This window comes from Haladaptatus marinus, from assembly GCF_051194195.1.
In genome coordinates this window covers 1-12,872 of record NZ_JBLZNK010000001.1, presented here as the reverse complement: position 1 = coordinate 12,872, position 12,872 = coordinate 1, and the positions used below count along the sequence as shown (strand labels likewise).

14 protein-coding genes and 2 tRNA genes are annotated in these 12,872 nt (G+C 57.7%); 8 read left to right on the top strand and 8 right to left on the bottom strand.

Annotation, left to right across the window (positions count from 1 at the left end):
- Window positions 1-75 precede the first annotated feature (75 nt).
- Together ACN2TU_RS00080 and ACN2TU_RS00075 are read left to right on the top strand one after the other, a co-directional pair.
- Window positions 76-456 (top strand): NifU family protein, encoded by a 381-nt coding sequence (locus ACN2TU_RS00080; RefSeq protein WP_435151456.1) that lies wholly within the window; start codon window positions 76-78, stop codon window positions 454-456.
- Window positions 457-848: 392 nt separating this feature from the next.
- Complete coding sequence (locus ACN2TU_RS00075) at window positions 849-1,058, top strand: hypothetical protein (protein WP_435151453.1); 210 nt, start codon at window positions 849-851, stop codon at window positions 1,056-1,058.
- Here the strand turns inward: ACN2TU_RS00075 and ACN2TU_RS00070 are convergent, their stop codons facing one another.
- Both ACN2TU_RS00070 and ACN2TU_RS00065 read right to left on the bottom strand, forming a co-directional pair.
- The gene (locus ACN2TU_RS00070) at window positions 1,059-2,486 is read right to left on the bottom strand and encodes a ribonuclease FAU-1 family protein (RefSeq protein ID WP_435152412.1); all 1,428 of its coding nucleotides are present in this window, start codon (window positions 2,484-2,486) and stop codon (window positions 1,059-1,061) included.
- A gap of 164 nt (window positions 2,487-2,650) precedes the next feature.
- Entirely contained in the window at window positions 2,651-2,809 is a 159-nt protein-coding gene (locus ACN2TU_RS00065) for a hypothetical protein (protein WP_435151450.1), read from the bottom strand.
- 162 nt (window positions 2,810-2,971) lie between these two features.
- Here ACN2TU_RS00065 and ACN2TU_RS00060 point away from each other — a divergent pair, with 162 nt between their 5' ends.
- Complete coding sequence (locus ACN2TU_RS00060) at window positions 2,972-4,183, top strand: PrsW family intramembrane metalloprotease (RefSeq protein ID WP_435151447.1); 1,212 nt, start codon at window positions 2,972-2,974, stop codon at window positions 4,181-4,183.
- Here the strand turns inward: ACN2TU_RS00060 and ACN2TU_RS00055 are convergent, their stop codons facing one another.
- The gene (locus tag ACN2TU_RS00055; protein WP_435151443.1) at window positions 4,184-4,771 is read right to left on the bottom strand and encodes a riboflavin synthase; all 588 of its coding nucleotides are present in this window, start codon (window positions 4,769-4,771) and stop codon (window positions 4,184-4,186) included.
- Between the two features lie 111 nt (window positions 4,772-4,882).
- Between ACN2TU_RS00055 and ACN2TU_RS00050 the strand changes: the two genes are divergently transcribed.
- Window positions 4,883-5,128, top strand: coding sequence for a DUF7533 family protein (locus tag ACN2TU_RS00050; RefSeq protein WP_435151440.1), 246 nt, complete (start codon window positions 4,883-4,885; stop codon window positions 5,126-5,128).
- A gap of 178 nt (window positions 5,129-5,306) precedes the next feature.
- Here ACN2TU_RS00050 and ACN2TU_RS00045 read toward each other — a convergent pair whose 3' ends face one another.
- The 3 genes from ACN2TU_RS00045 to ACN2TU_RS00035 form a co-directional block, all read right to left on the bottom strand.
- Complete coding sequence (locus ACN2TU_RS00045) at window positions 5,307-6,818, bottom strand: carboxypeptidase M32 (RefSeq protein WP_435151438.1); 1,512 nt, start codon at window positions 6,816-6,818, stop codon at window positions 5,307-5,309.
- 81 nt (window positions 6,819-6,899) lie between these two features.
- Window positions 6,900-8,741 (bottom strand): UvrD-helicase domain-containing protein, encoded by a 1,842-nt coding sequence (locus ACN2TU_RS00040; RefSeq protein ID WP_435151435.1) that lies wholly within the window; start codon window positions 8,739-8,741, stop codon window positions 6,900-6,902.
- 64 nt (window positions 8,742-8,805) lie between these two features.
- Window positions 8,806-8,934: a DUF7563 family protein gene (locus tag ACN2TU_RS00035; RefSeq protein WP_435151432.1), complete on the bottom strand. Its 129-nt coding sequence runs from the start codon at window positions 8,932-8,934 to the stop codon at window positions 8,806-8,808.
- Between the two features lie 125 nt (window positions 8,935-9,059).
- Between ACN2TU_RS00035 and ACN2TU_RS00030 the strand changes: the two genes are divergently transcribed.
- The gene (locus ACN2TU_RS00030) at window positions 9,060-9,956 is read left to right on the top strand and encodes a GRP family sugar transporter (RefSeq protein ID WP_435151429.1); all 897 of its coding nucleotides are present in this window, start codon (window positions 9,060-9,062) and stop codon (window positions 9,954-9,956) included.
- 27 nt (window positions 9,957-9,983) lie between these two features.
- Here ACN2TU_RS00030 and ACN2TU_RS00025 read toward each other — a convergent pair whose 3' ends face one another.
- Together ACN2TU_RS00025 and cca are read right to left on the bottom strand one after the other, a co-directional pair.
- Window positions 9,984-10,163 carry an HVO_0416 family zinc finger protein gene (locus ACN2TU_RS00025; RefSeq protein WP_435151426.1) on the bottom strand — a complete coding sequence of 60 codons (180 nt, stop codon included), beginning with the start codon at window positions 10,161-10,163 and terminating at the stop codon, window positions 9,984-9,986.
- Window positions 10,164-10,271: 108 nt separating this feature from the next.
- Window positions 10,272-11,621, bottom strand: coding sequence for a CCA tRNA nucleotidyltransferase (cca, locus tag ACN2TU_RS00020; RefSeq protein WP_435152410.1), 1,350 nt, complete (start codon window positions 11,619-11,621; stop codon window positions 10,272-10,274).
- Between the two features lie 102 nt (window positions 11,622-11,723).
- Here cca and ACN2TU_RS00015 point away from each other — a divergent pair.
- The 3 genes from ACN2TU_RS00015 to ACN2TU_RS00005 all read left to right on the top strand — a co-directional run bounded on the left by ACN2TU_RS00015 (window position 11,724) and on the right by ACN2TU_RS00005 (window position 12,559).
- Window positions 11,724-11,796: transfer RNA gene (locus ACN2TU_RS00015), tRNA-Asn, on the top strand.
- A gap of 106 nt (window positions 11,797-11,902) precedes the next feature.
- A tRNA-Ile gene (locus ACN2TU_RS00010) sits at window positions 11,903-11,977 on the top strand.
- A 393-nt stretch (window positions 11,978-12,370) separates the two neighbouring features.
- The gene (locus ACN2TU_RS00005; protein ID WP_435151423.1) at window positions 12,371-12,559 is read left to right on the top strand and encodes a hypothetical protein; all 189 of its coding nucleotides are present in this window, start codon (window positions 12,371-12,373) and stop codon (window positions 12,557-12,559) included.
- The last annotated feature ends 313 nt before the right edge of the window (window positions 12,560-12,872 follow it).

Sequence of the window (12,872 nt, the reverse complement as noted above, 5' to 3'; positions counted from 1 at the left end):
AAGTATTACGGATTGACACCAGCTCACGAACGCGAACCCCAACATTCCCATACCTCCAGCACCTACGGATATTCAATGAGCAAGTCCAGCGAGACGGAAGCCACGGGAGACGACCTCAAATCACGGGTCGAACGCTGGCTGACCGCCCAGATGCCGATCATCCAGATGCACGGCGGAACGAGCGCGGTTCGCAAGGCAGACCCGGACGATGGCGAGGTCGTCATCGAACTCGGCGGAACCTGTAGCGGTTGCTCCATCACGCCAATCACATCCCAGAACATCGAGGTGGAACTCCTCAAGGAGTTCGAGGAAGTGGACGATGTGACGGTTCGCATCGCCGAGGACGGAACCAGCCAGTGGGAAACCGACCAAGCCGAGAGCGTCATGGGAATCGACCGAAGCGAGGGTGGCCGAGGTGGGAAACTCAATACGCCATCCGACGACGAGCACTTCTAGCGCCAACCGTTTGTGTTGGCCGTCGGAGATTTATCGTAGATTTGTGTCCCCTTTAGTATGTCCGAGTTCGAAACGGCGAAGGGTCGGTGTCGAATCGAGGATGGGACGATTCGGATTCAGGGCGGGACGATAGGCGCGTTCCGCCAACTGTTCAAACATCGCCCAGGACAATTTCTCTCGGTACTTGGGACTGTTGCGATAGGCTTCGCACTTCTTTGGTTGCTTGCTTCCATTTCCTTTCTGAATCCACTCACAGTCGGTTTTCTCCCGATTGGGATTCTCATAGCCATACTGTTCTTCATTCAGCTACAGTACCGTCTAACTCGACTTTCTCAGGTATCGGAAATCCCCGTGTCGGCAGTCAAGAAAGTCGTCTACGTGGACGGTGGAGAATGGGGAAACCGAGATTTCTCATCTACTTCGAAACGGGGGGCGAAATCAATGTTCGTCCCGTCTCGATGGGTTCGTTCGGGAACATCGTCGGTGAACTCGAAGTCGGAAAGAAAGCGTTCGAACGCGCCGGTTTCGAACTTGGTGACAGTATGTTGAACTCCGACCAGTTGCGAACTGCTTCGGATGACGAACTCGAAACGTCGAACTGACTACCGAAGCACCTTCTCCACGCTGGCCGCCACACTCCGCGCTTTTTCGGCCAGTTCCTCGGAGATGTGGCCCGCTTCGACGGCCGAATCGAGTTCGTCGTCGTCAACTCGCTCCACGGTTCCGTCGGGTCGCTTCACCACATCGACGTGTAAATCGACGTAGCGCACGGAACGCGGGAACAGTTCGACTGGCGTGCAGATGTTGACGTAGGTTCCCTTCGATTCGCCGTCTGCGCTCCGGTAGGCCGTGGGGTACCACCAGCGTCCTTCACGGAACTTCGTGATTGCCACGTCGCCAGCCTCGCGTTCGGTGCCGATGGCGTCGTAGGTGCCCGACCCCTGCATCTTCCGGCGAATCGTGTACTTGCCCGATTCGGGGTCATGCTGCGCCACGTCACCCTTGCCGAGCGAGAAACACCGCCCGTCGGGTTTGCCGTGGTCGATGAACACCTCGCCGTCTTTCTCCGGGCCGAACTGCCTGAGAGTAGCCCCAATCGGCACCTCGTCGCCGGGTTCGTGCAGGTCTTCCGCGAAATCGACCGCCGCGCTGGCGGAGTCGTCCGCGGCTTTGATTCGGTGGTGACCGGGAAGGGTCGTCGTGACTTCTCGTCGGGCGTTGTCCAGTTCGAATCGGGACTCCCGACCGAACCAAAGCCACGCTGTGGCATCTGGTTTCGCGATGACTTGTGGCGCGTCAGCGCCGCGTGCCGTTTCCGCTGAATCGCCGAGCGCGTTCTCGATGGTTTCCGCGCGCTCGACCGCCCCGGAAAGTGCGGCGTCCATCTCGCCGATTTCGGCCTCATTCGCGCCGTACTCCCAGCGAACGCCCCACTCGTCGGGAACGTCGGTTGGGAGCATCTCGGTCGTTCGGGCGAGTTCGCGCCTGCTGGCATCGTCCGGTGCGCTGGCGACGACGCGATTCACACCTTTCGAAAGGCTGGCAACGCCGCCGAACACCTGCACGTCTGTTCCGAGCAGGGGTCGGTCGCGCGACCACGGCGGTGCCGGGTTGTGAACCTGCACGCGGACGTGGTCTCCTTCGTCGATTCGTCGGTCGATGTTTCGGAAGGGGAGAAACCCGTCGCGCTCGCCGAGAGTGACGACGGCACCGCTTCCGAGTGTTTCGGTGACGACGCCATCGAACAGCGCGCCGCGGGGGGCCGGGTCGTGCCAGTGAAACGTATCGATGCCGATTTCTGCCAGTCGTTCACCCACCGTTTCGACGACGCTCCGCTCGCCGAAGACACCGACTCCCTGTCGGTCGTCGGTGGTCTCGACCGTGGCGTCGTACTCGCCGGTTTCGAACTCACTGTCGAACCGGAGCTGGATGGGTGGTGACGCCTGTACAACGCCGAATTCGTCGGTGAGCAGTTGCGTGAGTGCGGTGGTGTAGATACCTCGAATACGAACTCTGCTCTCGGAACTCATCGTTGACGCGCGAAAAAGCAACGGTCGGTCAGTAGACGGGGAGTCGTCACGCAGGAACCAATCGTCCCACGAGAGGCGAACGTTTCGCACTGGCTGGTCATACCTCCCGATTGGTGCGGAGGGGTTTTCAGCGTGACGAGGTCGGTCGTCGGGACGGTGCCGTCTCAGTCGTCCGCAGGGACGGCACCCGTCCAGTTCGTGTCAGTTCCGGGGGTAATTTGCTCGTCCGCCGATTCAGTCTCCGTTTCGGCTTCAACCGTGGCTGTATTCTCTTCTCGTTCGTCCTCTTTTCGTGTGGATGCGTTCGGCGGTGCCGAGTACATGATTCCTCGACTGTGACTCGTGGGCGTCATCGTGTGTCACGAATCGAGAGTCCTGACTAATAAGCGCGACCCTACATTTGTTTATGTTATATAATTCCATATAAGGTGTTAAAGGACGAAAGTCCCGAACGATTTACTCCCAGTCCGTTCGAAAACAGGGGCATGGACGAGAATCGGGATCCAGTTACACGGGGGATGGACGGCTCGGTCGATTTGTACGACATTGCGACGTGGGAAGAGCGGTCGCGTCTCGACTGGTTTGCGACGAAGCTCTACGGAACAATCGTCGTTTCGGCACGGACGTTCATCATTTTGCTCGCAGTGGCAATCCTGCTCTTACAGTTCGCACTTGGGGGACTAGCTGCGCTCGCGAACCCGTGGATTGGACTGTTCGCCCTACTTTCGGTCGTTCCGGCGTTCGCGCTCGCGGCCTACATCTGGTACGCCGACGTGACGATGTCGGAACCGCTTCCGCTCCTCGTCGGAACCTTTCTGCTCGGCGTGTTGTTCGCCGGATTCGCGGCGATTCTAAACACCTACACGCAACCACTTTTCAACGAGATTCCGCTCGTCGGAACGGTGCTGTTTTTCTACATCATCGTCGCACCGGTCGAGGAGACGGTGAAGCTGCTTGCAGTGCGCCTGTACGCCTTCCGAAGTAGTCGATTCGACGCAGTCATTGACGGTGCCGTCTACGGCGCGATGGCCGGACTCGGCTTTGCAACCATCGAAAACGCCATCTACATCAGCCAAGGGGTGCTCAACACGTCCAGCACAGAACCGCTGCTCCAGGCCGGACAGACCGCCGTGTTTCGACTGTTCGCCGGACCGGGTCACGTCATTTATTCGGCGTTCGCGGGCTACTACCTTGGGTTGGCAAAGTTTAACCGCGAAAACGCCGGGCCAATCATCGTCAAAGGGTTGCTCATCGCGGCAGCCATCCACGCCACGTACAACACGCTGGTCGGGTTCGTCCCCGGATTGGCCTCACTGGTGTATCCCTCCATCACGCCCGCGATAGCCTACATCATCTTCGTGTTCATCTACGACGGATTTTTCGGCTATCTCCTCTACCGAAAAATTGCTCGGTACCGCGACCTGTACGAGCAGGTAGATCATCGCGAACCCGAGACGTTCGGCGTCGGTCACGGAAGTCAGGTCGGCGAGGGGAGAGGGTTCGATGGAAGCGGAGAAATCAGCAAAAGTGGACAAATCGACAAAAGTGGACGAATCCATGGCGACAGAGAGATCAACGAGGACGGTGGATTCGATGACCGCGACGAAGTCGGCAGCGACGAAAGTACGGTCGAAGAATCGGAAGACGACCGCGACCAACTCTGGGACGACAACCCCTTCGGATTCGACTCGGAGTAGTTACTCGGCCAGCAGTTGTTCCGCGTACTTCGCCAGCACGTCCACTTCGAGGTGGATGAGGTCGCCGGGTTCTTTTTCCGAAAGGTTCGTCACGTCGCGTGTCGTCGGAATGATGGCGACCGTGAAAGTGTCCTCGCCCTTTTCGGCGACTGTGAGACTGATACCGTCCAGCGCGACCGACCCTTTGTTCACGATGTACTGTCCGTAGCCCTCCGGAATCGCGAACTCGTACTCCCAGTCCTCTCCGACCTGCCGTACGTCTACCACTTCGGTCGTCGTATCGACGTGCCCCTGCACGAAGTGGCCGTCGAGTCTGGCGTCGGCCCGCAGTGCGCGTTCCAGATTGACGGTGTCACCCTCAACTACCTCGTCGAGGTACGTCTTCGCCAGCGTTTCCTCGGCCAGAAACACCTCGAACGTCCGGTTGTCGAATCGCTCGACAGTGAGACACGCTCCGTTCACGCTGATGCTCGCGCCGTGTTCCACGTCGGAGAGAGCTTTATCCGCCGCAATCGTCAGTCGGCGACCGCCGTCGGAGTCTTCCACGCGACGAACCTCGCCAGCCTCCGCAACAATTCCGGTAAACATAACAAAACTGTGACGCCGAATGGTTGAAAACCGTTCCGGAACGTGGTGCTGTCTGAATCCCCTTTCGACACCGTGCGTCGCATTTTTACTCGGTCGCTGGATAGGACGAGTATGAAACTCGGTATTCTCGACACCGTGAGTCTGGCGGCGACGCTGGTTTTCGCGCTCCCCATCGGACTTCTCGGTATCGAACGCCTCATCGCGGGGGAGACGCTCATCGGTGGTGCGTTCCTGGCCATCGGGATTTTGATGATTTTCCTCCGCGAATGGCTGACGACCCCGGAAGACGTTCCCGCGAGCGCCGCGAAGAAAGTCGTCGGACGGGTCGCCAAAACCGACGACGACGAAAAGGAGTGACGTGGCCAAACAGTGCTGTTCTGCGGATTTTTTCGTAGTGAGTTGGTGACGACCAATCCAGGAGTGGCGTAATTTGCAGTCACCACTACCCAACAAACAGTCTCAATCACCGCTCTACAAACACGCTAGAGAAATCATCCAACACCTGCTCTAAAAATCTACTCCGAAGAAATAATTGCTAGTCCAAGTCGTAAATATCGCTATATTTCTCGGTGACGTAGTCCAGGAAGTACTCGGCGGTGAGCGGTTCGCCGGTCGCCTCCTCGATGAGTTCGTCGGTGGTGTATTTCTGGCCCTGCTGGTGGATGTTCTCGGTCAACCACTCGCGGATGGGGTCGAAATTCCCTTCGCGAATGAGTTCCATCGGCTCGTCGATTTCTTCCTCGATGGTCGCCCATAGTTGGGCGGCGAAGACGCTTCCGACGGTGTAGTTTTGGAAGCCACCGAACCGGCTCGTCCAGTGGATGTCCTGCAAACAGCCTTCGGAATCCGTCTCGGGGACGACGCCGAGGTAGTCGTCCATGAGTTCGTTCCAGCGGGCGGGAATCTCTGCCACGTCCAACTCACCGGCGACGAACTCCTGTTCGATTTCAGACCGGAGGATGATGTGCATGTGGTAGGTGAGTTCGTCGGCTTCGACGCGAATCAAGTTATCTGTGAACACCTGATTGACGGCCTCGTAGGCTTCATCAACCGTCACGTCGTCCGCTTGCGGGAATCGTTGTTTGAACGTCGGCAAGAACAGTTCCCAGAACGTCTTCGTCCGACCGACGTGGTTCTCCCAGAACCTGGATTGCGATTCGTGGATGCCCGAACTCCGCGAGTCGCCGAGGGGCGTTCCGTAGGCGTCGTCACGGAGGCCGAGTTGGTAACTCGCGTGTCCGAACTCGTGAATCGTCGCAGTCAGCGACCCGATGGGGTCGTTTTCGTTGTATCGTGTCGTCACACGGGCGTCGAACTGCGTTCCGGACATGAATGGGTGCGGTGCGGTGTCGAGGCGGCCACGGTTCCAATCGTAGTCGAGTACGTCGAGTGCGTCCCGCGCAACCGCTTCCTGCACGTCCGCATCGTAGGTTCCGGCGAAGGCGTCGTCCGCGATGTCAGCACCTTTCTCCTGGATATCCTCGATGAGCGGAATCAGTCCCTCACGGAGTTCGTCGAAAATCCGTTCGACGGTGTCCAGTGGAAGATACGGTTCGCCGTCCTCGAACATGACTTCGTAGGGGTCTTTGTCGGGAGCGATATGCTCCGCCCGCTCTATTTGGAGTTCACGCAGTCGGTCGAGATACGGTTCGAACGTTTCGAACTCGTCTTCGGCTTTCGCCTCCTGCCACGCCGGTTGTGCCTCGCTACTCGTCTCCGCGATTTCCGTGACAAGCTCGCCCGGAACGTCGATAGCTCGGTCGTACTGCCGCCGGATTTCACGGACGACTGCTGACTGCTCTACGTCCAAGTTCTCATCTTCGAGTTCGGAAAGCAGTTCGCCGGTTCGATCTTCGGTCAACAGTTCGTGCTGAATCGACTGTAGGGCCGAAAGCTGTTTTGCCCGTGCCGGTGTGCCTCCTTCCGGCATCTTGGTCTGTTGGTCCCAATAGAGAATCCCCGTCGCGTTTCCGATGTTGGCGATTCGCTTGATTCGGGTTTCGAGTTCGTCGTACGTGGATACCGTTTCTTGTTCGAAATTTGCCATGCGAAACAATTCCACCGTGGGACGGTATCAATGCACGGGTATCGGAAAAGAGAGAGAGAAAACGGAAATCCGTCGGCTCGATTACTGCGCTTCGATTTCCTGGTCGAGGATATCTTCGACCGACCGGCCATTCGGTTCGTTGAACAACAGCACGTCGAGTTCGAGCGTCGGCGCACCGCTGACGAGGTTCTCCATGAGAACGAGGCGCTCGCGGGCACGACTCATGCCGACGTAGAAGACACGACGCTCGTTGTCGGTGAGAACGGGCACGGGGTCGGTGCCTGCCGTGAACTCGTCCACACTGGGGACGTCGATGCCTTCGTTTTCCACGGTTGCCGCCATCTGCTCGACGACCTTTTCGGTCAGGTCGGTCGCCACGAACACGTGGTCTGCTTCACGACCTTTCGCGCTGTGGATGGTACCGATGCGAATGCGGTCTCGCTCCATCTCCTGATACTTTCCGCCGAAGTAGGCGTCCATGGAGCGTTTCTGATAGCTCGTCACCTTCCGAACCATGTCGGCCGCCGATTTCGGTCCCGGCATGAACGGGGCGAAGTTCCGCACGAAATCCCCGTCGAACTCCAGTTCGGTGAGGTCATCCACACCTGCTTCTTCCTTGCGCTCATCGATGGCATCGAACATCTCGTCGCGCTCGTTCGAACCGAACGTCGAGTCCGCGAGCATGTCAGCAAGTCTGCGGGCTTGCAAGCCGTCGATGGGTTCGTCGTTGTCGATCTGTTCGACCGCATCGACGTACTGGTTCAGCCTGTCGGTCCACATTCGTTGGTCGGTGAGCGTGCGGAACGGCATCCCCTCGTCGATGAACTCATCGATAAACCGGAACATCTGATAGCGGGCGCGGAACAGCACCATCGCGGTACCGTCGAATTCGCTTATCGTGTACCGAACGTTTCGGACGAGATCGAGCATCGATGGACTCTCGACTGCCTCGACGACGCCGCCCTCTTTCCGTGGCTTGAGGTTCTTTTCTTGGCGCTCCTCGATGTGGTCGACTTCCTGCTGGACGATTTTGAGAACACGGGAGGGAAGACGGTAAGAGGTGTCGAGAATAACGTCTTCGCCGCCCTCTTGGAGCAGGAGTTTCGGGTCTGCACCCTGCCAGGCATAGACGACCTGGTCGTCGTCACCCGCGATAAGGACGTTCTCCATGTGGGGTTTCCACTCCTCGTAAATATCGAACTGGAGTCGGGTGATGTCCTGAAACTCGTCGATAACGAGATAATCGACGCTCGGCAAGAGCGAACGCTGTTTCACGCGTTCGAGCATGTCGGCGAAGCCGACGAGTCCCTCGTCGCCCTTGTATTTCCGCCAGCCTCGAATGGCCTCGGGAACGTCGAATCGGTCGTCGCTGCTCGGCCACGTCGGGGTGTATTTGTTCCCCTCCTGTGAGTTGGGGTCGATTTCCGGTGGCAGCCGAACCGTCTCGACATCCCACTGGAACGGAACGTCGTACCAGTCAGCAACGTCTCGACGGGTCCGCTGCAACCACTGCGAGGTAGCGATGATTTTGTTTCCGAGCGTCGTTGAGCGTGCGGTTCGTCTGCCTTTACCGCTGTATTCGTCCTCGTACTCCAGTCCGAAATCTTCACAAAATTCTTTTTTGTGTTTCTCGTTGACAACATCACCACGCGAGAGATTGAGGAGTTCGTACGCTTTCGCGTGCATCGTACAGACGTTCCCTTGAAGCGAACGTGGGTCGACATCGAGTCGCTCGGCGAGTCGTTCTCGAACCTCGTTTGCGGCCGCACGGGTGTACGAAACGACGAGAAGGTCGTTTACTGTAACATCGTCCTTATCGAGAATAGCTTCGACCCGGTCTAGCAGTTCGGTGGTTTTACCGCTTCCCGGTCCACCGAACAACCGGGTTACTTTCGCATCCGCCTCTGCCGTTGGCATGGTCATTACACCACCACAAGTGACGGGGACGTATAAAACGACGTGAATCGAACTGACGAATTCTAACGCCTCAGGTGTTCCGTGGTGAGCGGGCGTCGCGTACCTCGGAGCCGTCTCGAATCTTGTCTTCGCAGTTCGGACAGACACGGGAATTTTCGACCCCCTTTGGCGTGAACACCTGTGCGTAGGCTGCTGTCACGAAATGGTCGAGGTTCTGATACTATGGCATTTTTCCTCCATTAGTAGTATTGTATATGATACTATATTTCTGGCGACATCTGGTTGGGCGCGAGAGTTAAGCCGACGGCTGAAAACGCTTCTGCAATGGTTGTTCCCGCCGAGGTGTATCTTCTTTCGCTTATCCCAGCCCTCCTCTGGGGATTCGAACCCATCGTTTCCAAGCGAGCGATGGCAGAAGGTGGCGACTCCCTCCAGGCGTCACTGGTCGTCGTCATCGTGGATACTGTCGTCTTCTGGGTTGCACTCGTCGCGCTAGAAGGTGGAAATCCACTCGCCGACCTCCCACAGCCGACCATCGGTATTTTTCTCTTCGCGGGATTCGTCGGAACCGCGGTCGGCCGACTGGCCGCGTTCGGCGGCGTCCGGCGCGTCGGCGCGAGCGTCAACAACGCCGGGGTCAGCGCGCGACCGCTCTTTTCGGCGACGTTGGCGGTGTTCGCGCTCGACGAACCGCTCTCGCTCGTGACTGCGGTTGGAGTTCTCGTCCTCGTCGCCGGACTCGCCGTCCTCGCGCTGGCGAAAGGTGGCGACCTTTCAGGTTGGGAACCCTACGAGTTGTCGTTTCCGTTGGTCGCCGCTGCCGCGTTCGCGGTCGGAAACGTGATTCGTCGGTTCGGATTGGAGACGACACAGGCGACCGCACTCGAAGCGGTCGCACTGAACGAAACGGCGGCACTGGTCGCACTCGTGGGCTACGCTCTCGCTCGGAATCGTCGTGACGTGCTCTCCGCACCGAAGAAAACGTACGGACTGTTCGCGGTGAGCGGTCTGCTCACCGCGATTGCACTGCTGTCGCTGTTTTCGGCGTTAGCGCTCCCCGAAGGACGGGTCGCTATCGTTGACCCACTGACGGGAACTGCACCGCTGTTCACGACTTTCTTTGCATACTTCCTGCTACGGGATGTAGAACGAGTGACCCGCGGAATCGTTGCGGGTGCGTTGTTGGTCGTCGTCGGTGCTGGAATCATCACCGCGCTGTGAACGCGGATTCGGAACGTCGATTGCTAGTTACGGGTTCCACCCACAGACCGTACATTCAGTCGCGGCCATTTCGTGGAGTCCGCCGCACTCCGGGCACTGCTTTTTGTTATACTCCTGCTCCCAGTCTACTCGTTCTGTCTCGTGACCACGGTCGGTGAGAAACTGGTCGAACACGGACTCATCGTTGCCGGTCGGTGCGGAAGCCATACATGATATGCTAATGCACACCACCCATATAATCCTGATGGTCAAACAGACATCAATCTGACCACAACTGCGAAAATCGTAGAAAATTTCCCGCTCAGTTCCGTACAATTACGGTTTCGGGTCGAAGTAGTGAGCGAGTTCGCTTCCGAACTCCTCGGCCAGCCCGTCGATTTGGGTACCCGACAACACCTCGTACCCTGCTCGCATTGTTTTCTCGACGTGGACACCGAGTGCGGCGTCGAAGACCGAATCGCTCCGGAGGAACGCTATCGCGGACGTGAACTCACGTTGTCGTTCGACCACGTACCGGTCGCCGTCGATAAACGGGCCGTACGAATCGTCTTCTTCGTACTTCTCGTAGAACCCGGTCGCGTGTTCGCGGACGTGAACGGGTGGGCCGTCGTGGCGCTCGATTGCCGGACGCTCGGCCACCGCGAGTTCGAAAAACAGCACGGCACTGTCGTCGGCGAACAGTTCCGCTCGGAGGACTTCGAACCCTCGACGGGAGAGCGCATCAGCCACCCCGGAAAGCGATTTTTGGAGTTGCGGGTAGAGTTGATCTTCGACCACGTCGGGTGCGTCGAAGCGAATCGCGACGGGCGTCGTGCCGCGGTCGGCGACGAACTCTCGAATCTCGCCGGACGAAAGTGGGTCGGGTGAAGCAGGGAAAAAGAGTGATTCACGCGGGTTGGCGAGCAGGTCACGAGCGTAGTGCTGGAGCCGAGCGAAATTCTCGGGTGAGAGGACGGCAGCGACGTTTCGTTCCGGATCTGTCGGGTCGATTACCACCAACAGGTCGTGGAAGGTCTCGGTTCCGTGGTCTTCCGGGTCGAAGCGAACCGGTGGACTCCACTCCGACACCGCTTCGAGTAGGTCACGAAAGCCGCCGTATTCGAGGACGAGCAGTTCCGCGAGATAGCCCGAAAAGCCCTCCGTTCGGAGGTCGCTCCCGTACGCGCCGATACCTTTCAAAAACTGCTTGAACAGGAGGACTTCGGTGGCGAGGTCGTCGTCCAATCGTGCTTCGAGGTACTGGGTGTGGAACGGCGTGCGGTCGACCGCCGACTGAATTTTCGTCGCCGATTCGACGTGGTAGCAGGGGACGAGGTCAACGTCGAATCCCTCAAATTCGCCTTTGACGTACGGATGTTCCGCGAACTCCTCGTGTCCGTCCGGAAGAACCGTGTGGCCGACCTTCAGCCCGTAGGATTCCAGGGTCTCGCGGTCGAAATCCGGCGGAAACCGAACGAAAAGATCGATGTCCCGGTCTCCGCTCGTCCACGTTCTACGGGCGGTGCTCCCGACCTGTATCACGTCGGCCTCGACCGGCAGATCCGCGACCGCCTTCTCGGTTCGCGAAGCGAGCGCACGGACGACTTTTTGAAGACGCTCGCGCTCGTCGCTGTCCGGTTCGACCTGTTCGCGGACTCCCGCGACGACATCCTCGAAGCGTTCCATCACGGGATGGTTTTCCACGAACGCGTGAAAGCGTATCGATGCCATCGGACGAAAGCGAAAGCCCTATCAAACAACTCCGTCTATACAAATATGCAGTCGGAAGCCGCCGTAGCTCAGTTGGTAGAGCACCTGGTTGTTACCCAGGTTGTCCCAGGTTCGAGCCCTGGCGGCGGCGTTTCTCTCGATTTATTTACTCGGCGAATGCTGCGGTAGTCGTCCGTCTCGCAGTCGCGAAAAACCCGGTACGTTAAAGAGGTGTCACAGATTACCGATAGCCGACAGGGCCCTTAGCTCAGTCTGGTTAGAGCGCTCGGCTCATAACCGGGTGGTCATTGGTTCGAATCCGATAGGGCCCATTTGCTGTTGCGAACGACGGTCGTGAGCAGCAGCAAGATGCTGCCCAAGGATTCGAATTAGAAAAGTCGCATGCCCGCGCAGCAGAACGGCAGCGAGACGAGCAAGAACGTCTTCGCGTGGTTCGAATCCGATAGGAACCCATCCATATTTTGGTTGATTCTGAGTCAACGGTTTCTCGTTTATGAGCAGCTGTATCGGTCAATTTCACGTATCGGTGTTTGAACGGTGCAGTCGGCGTGCTCGTAGCCAACTGCTAGACGGGGGTCGCTGTCGTCGTACTATCGAATGAAAAACAGAAGCAGAAAATGCGGTTATTGACGACAGAGCGTGGGTGTGTCGGCGGTGGGTCGAGATGACAATTATTATAACTTAGATTCATACTAATCTGAAATATGGGCTCTCCACTTGAAAACCCGACCATTCGCTATGGAATGGGTCTCAGTAGTGCTACGATTCTCGTGCTCGTCGCATTCTTCTTTCTCGAAGGAATGATGCAGTGGCTCGTGTTAGGATTTGCAGTCGTTGAAGCCGTACTCGTTCCACAGTTTTTGAAAATGAGTGTCGAACAGGCTTCGGACTGAACGGTGCGAAACAGCGGAACTGTCGGTACCACTGTACGCGCTAATCGTCCGAAATTGAACCACCGACAGAATACTCGGTAAGTACGCACCACGAATTGCGCATAGATTAAGAGTGAACTGGAGACAGTCTACTTCCGCTTAGCACGAATCAGTCTGATAGCTCGTGAATACAAATTGGCAATCTATGAAGTCGTGTACTTTATGCCAATTATCTTGAATACAGGCGCTAAAACCCCGTCGTTTACGGCGGGGATACAGCGTTCACAAGAGCTTCGCTCTTGTGTGCGAACGAGACGCGAAGCGTCTCGTCAAC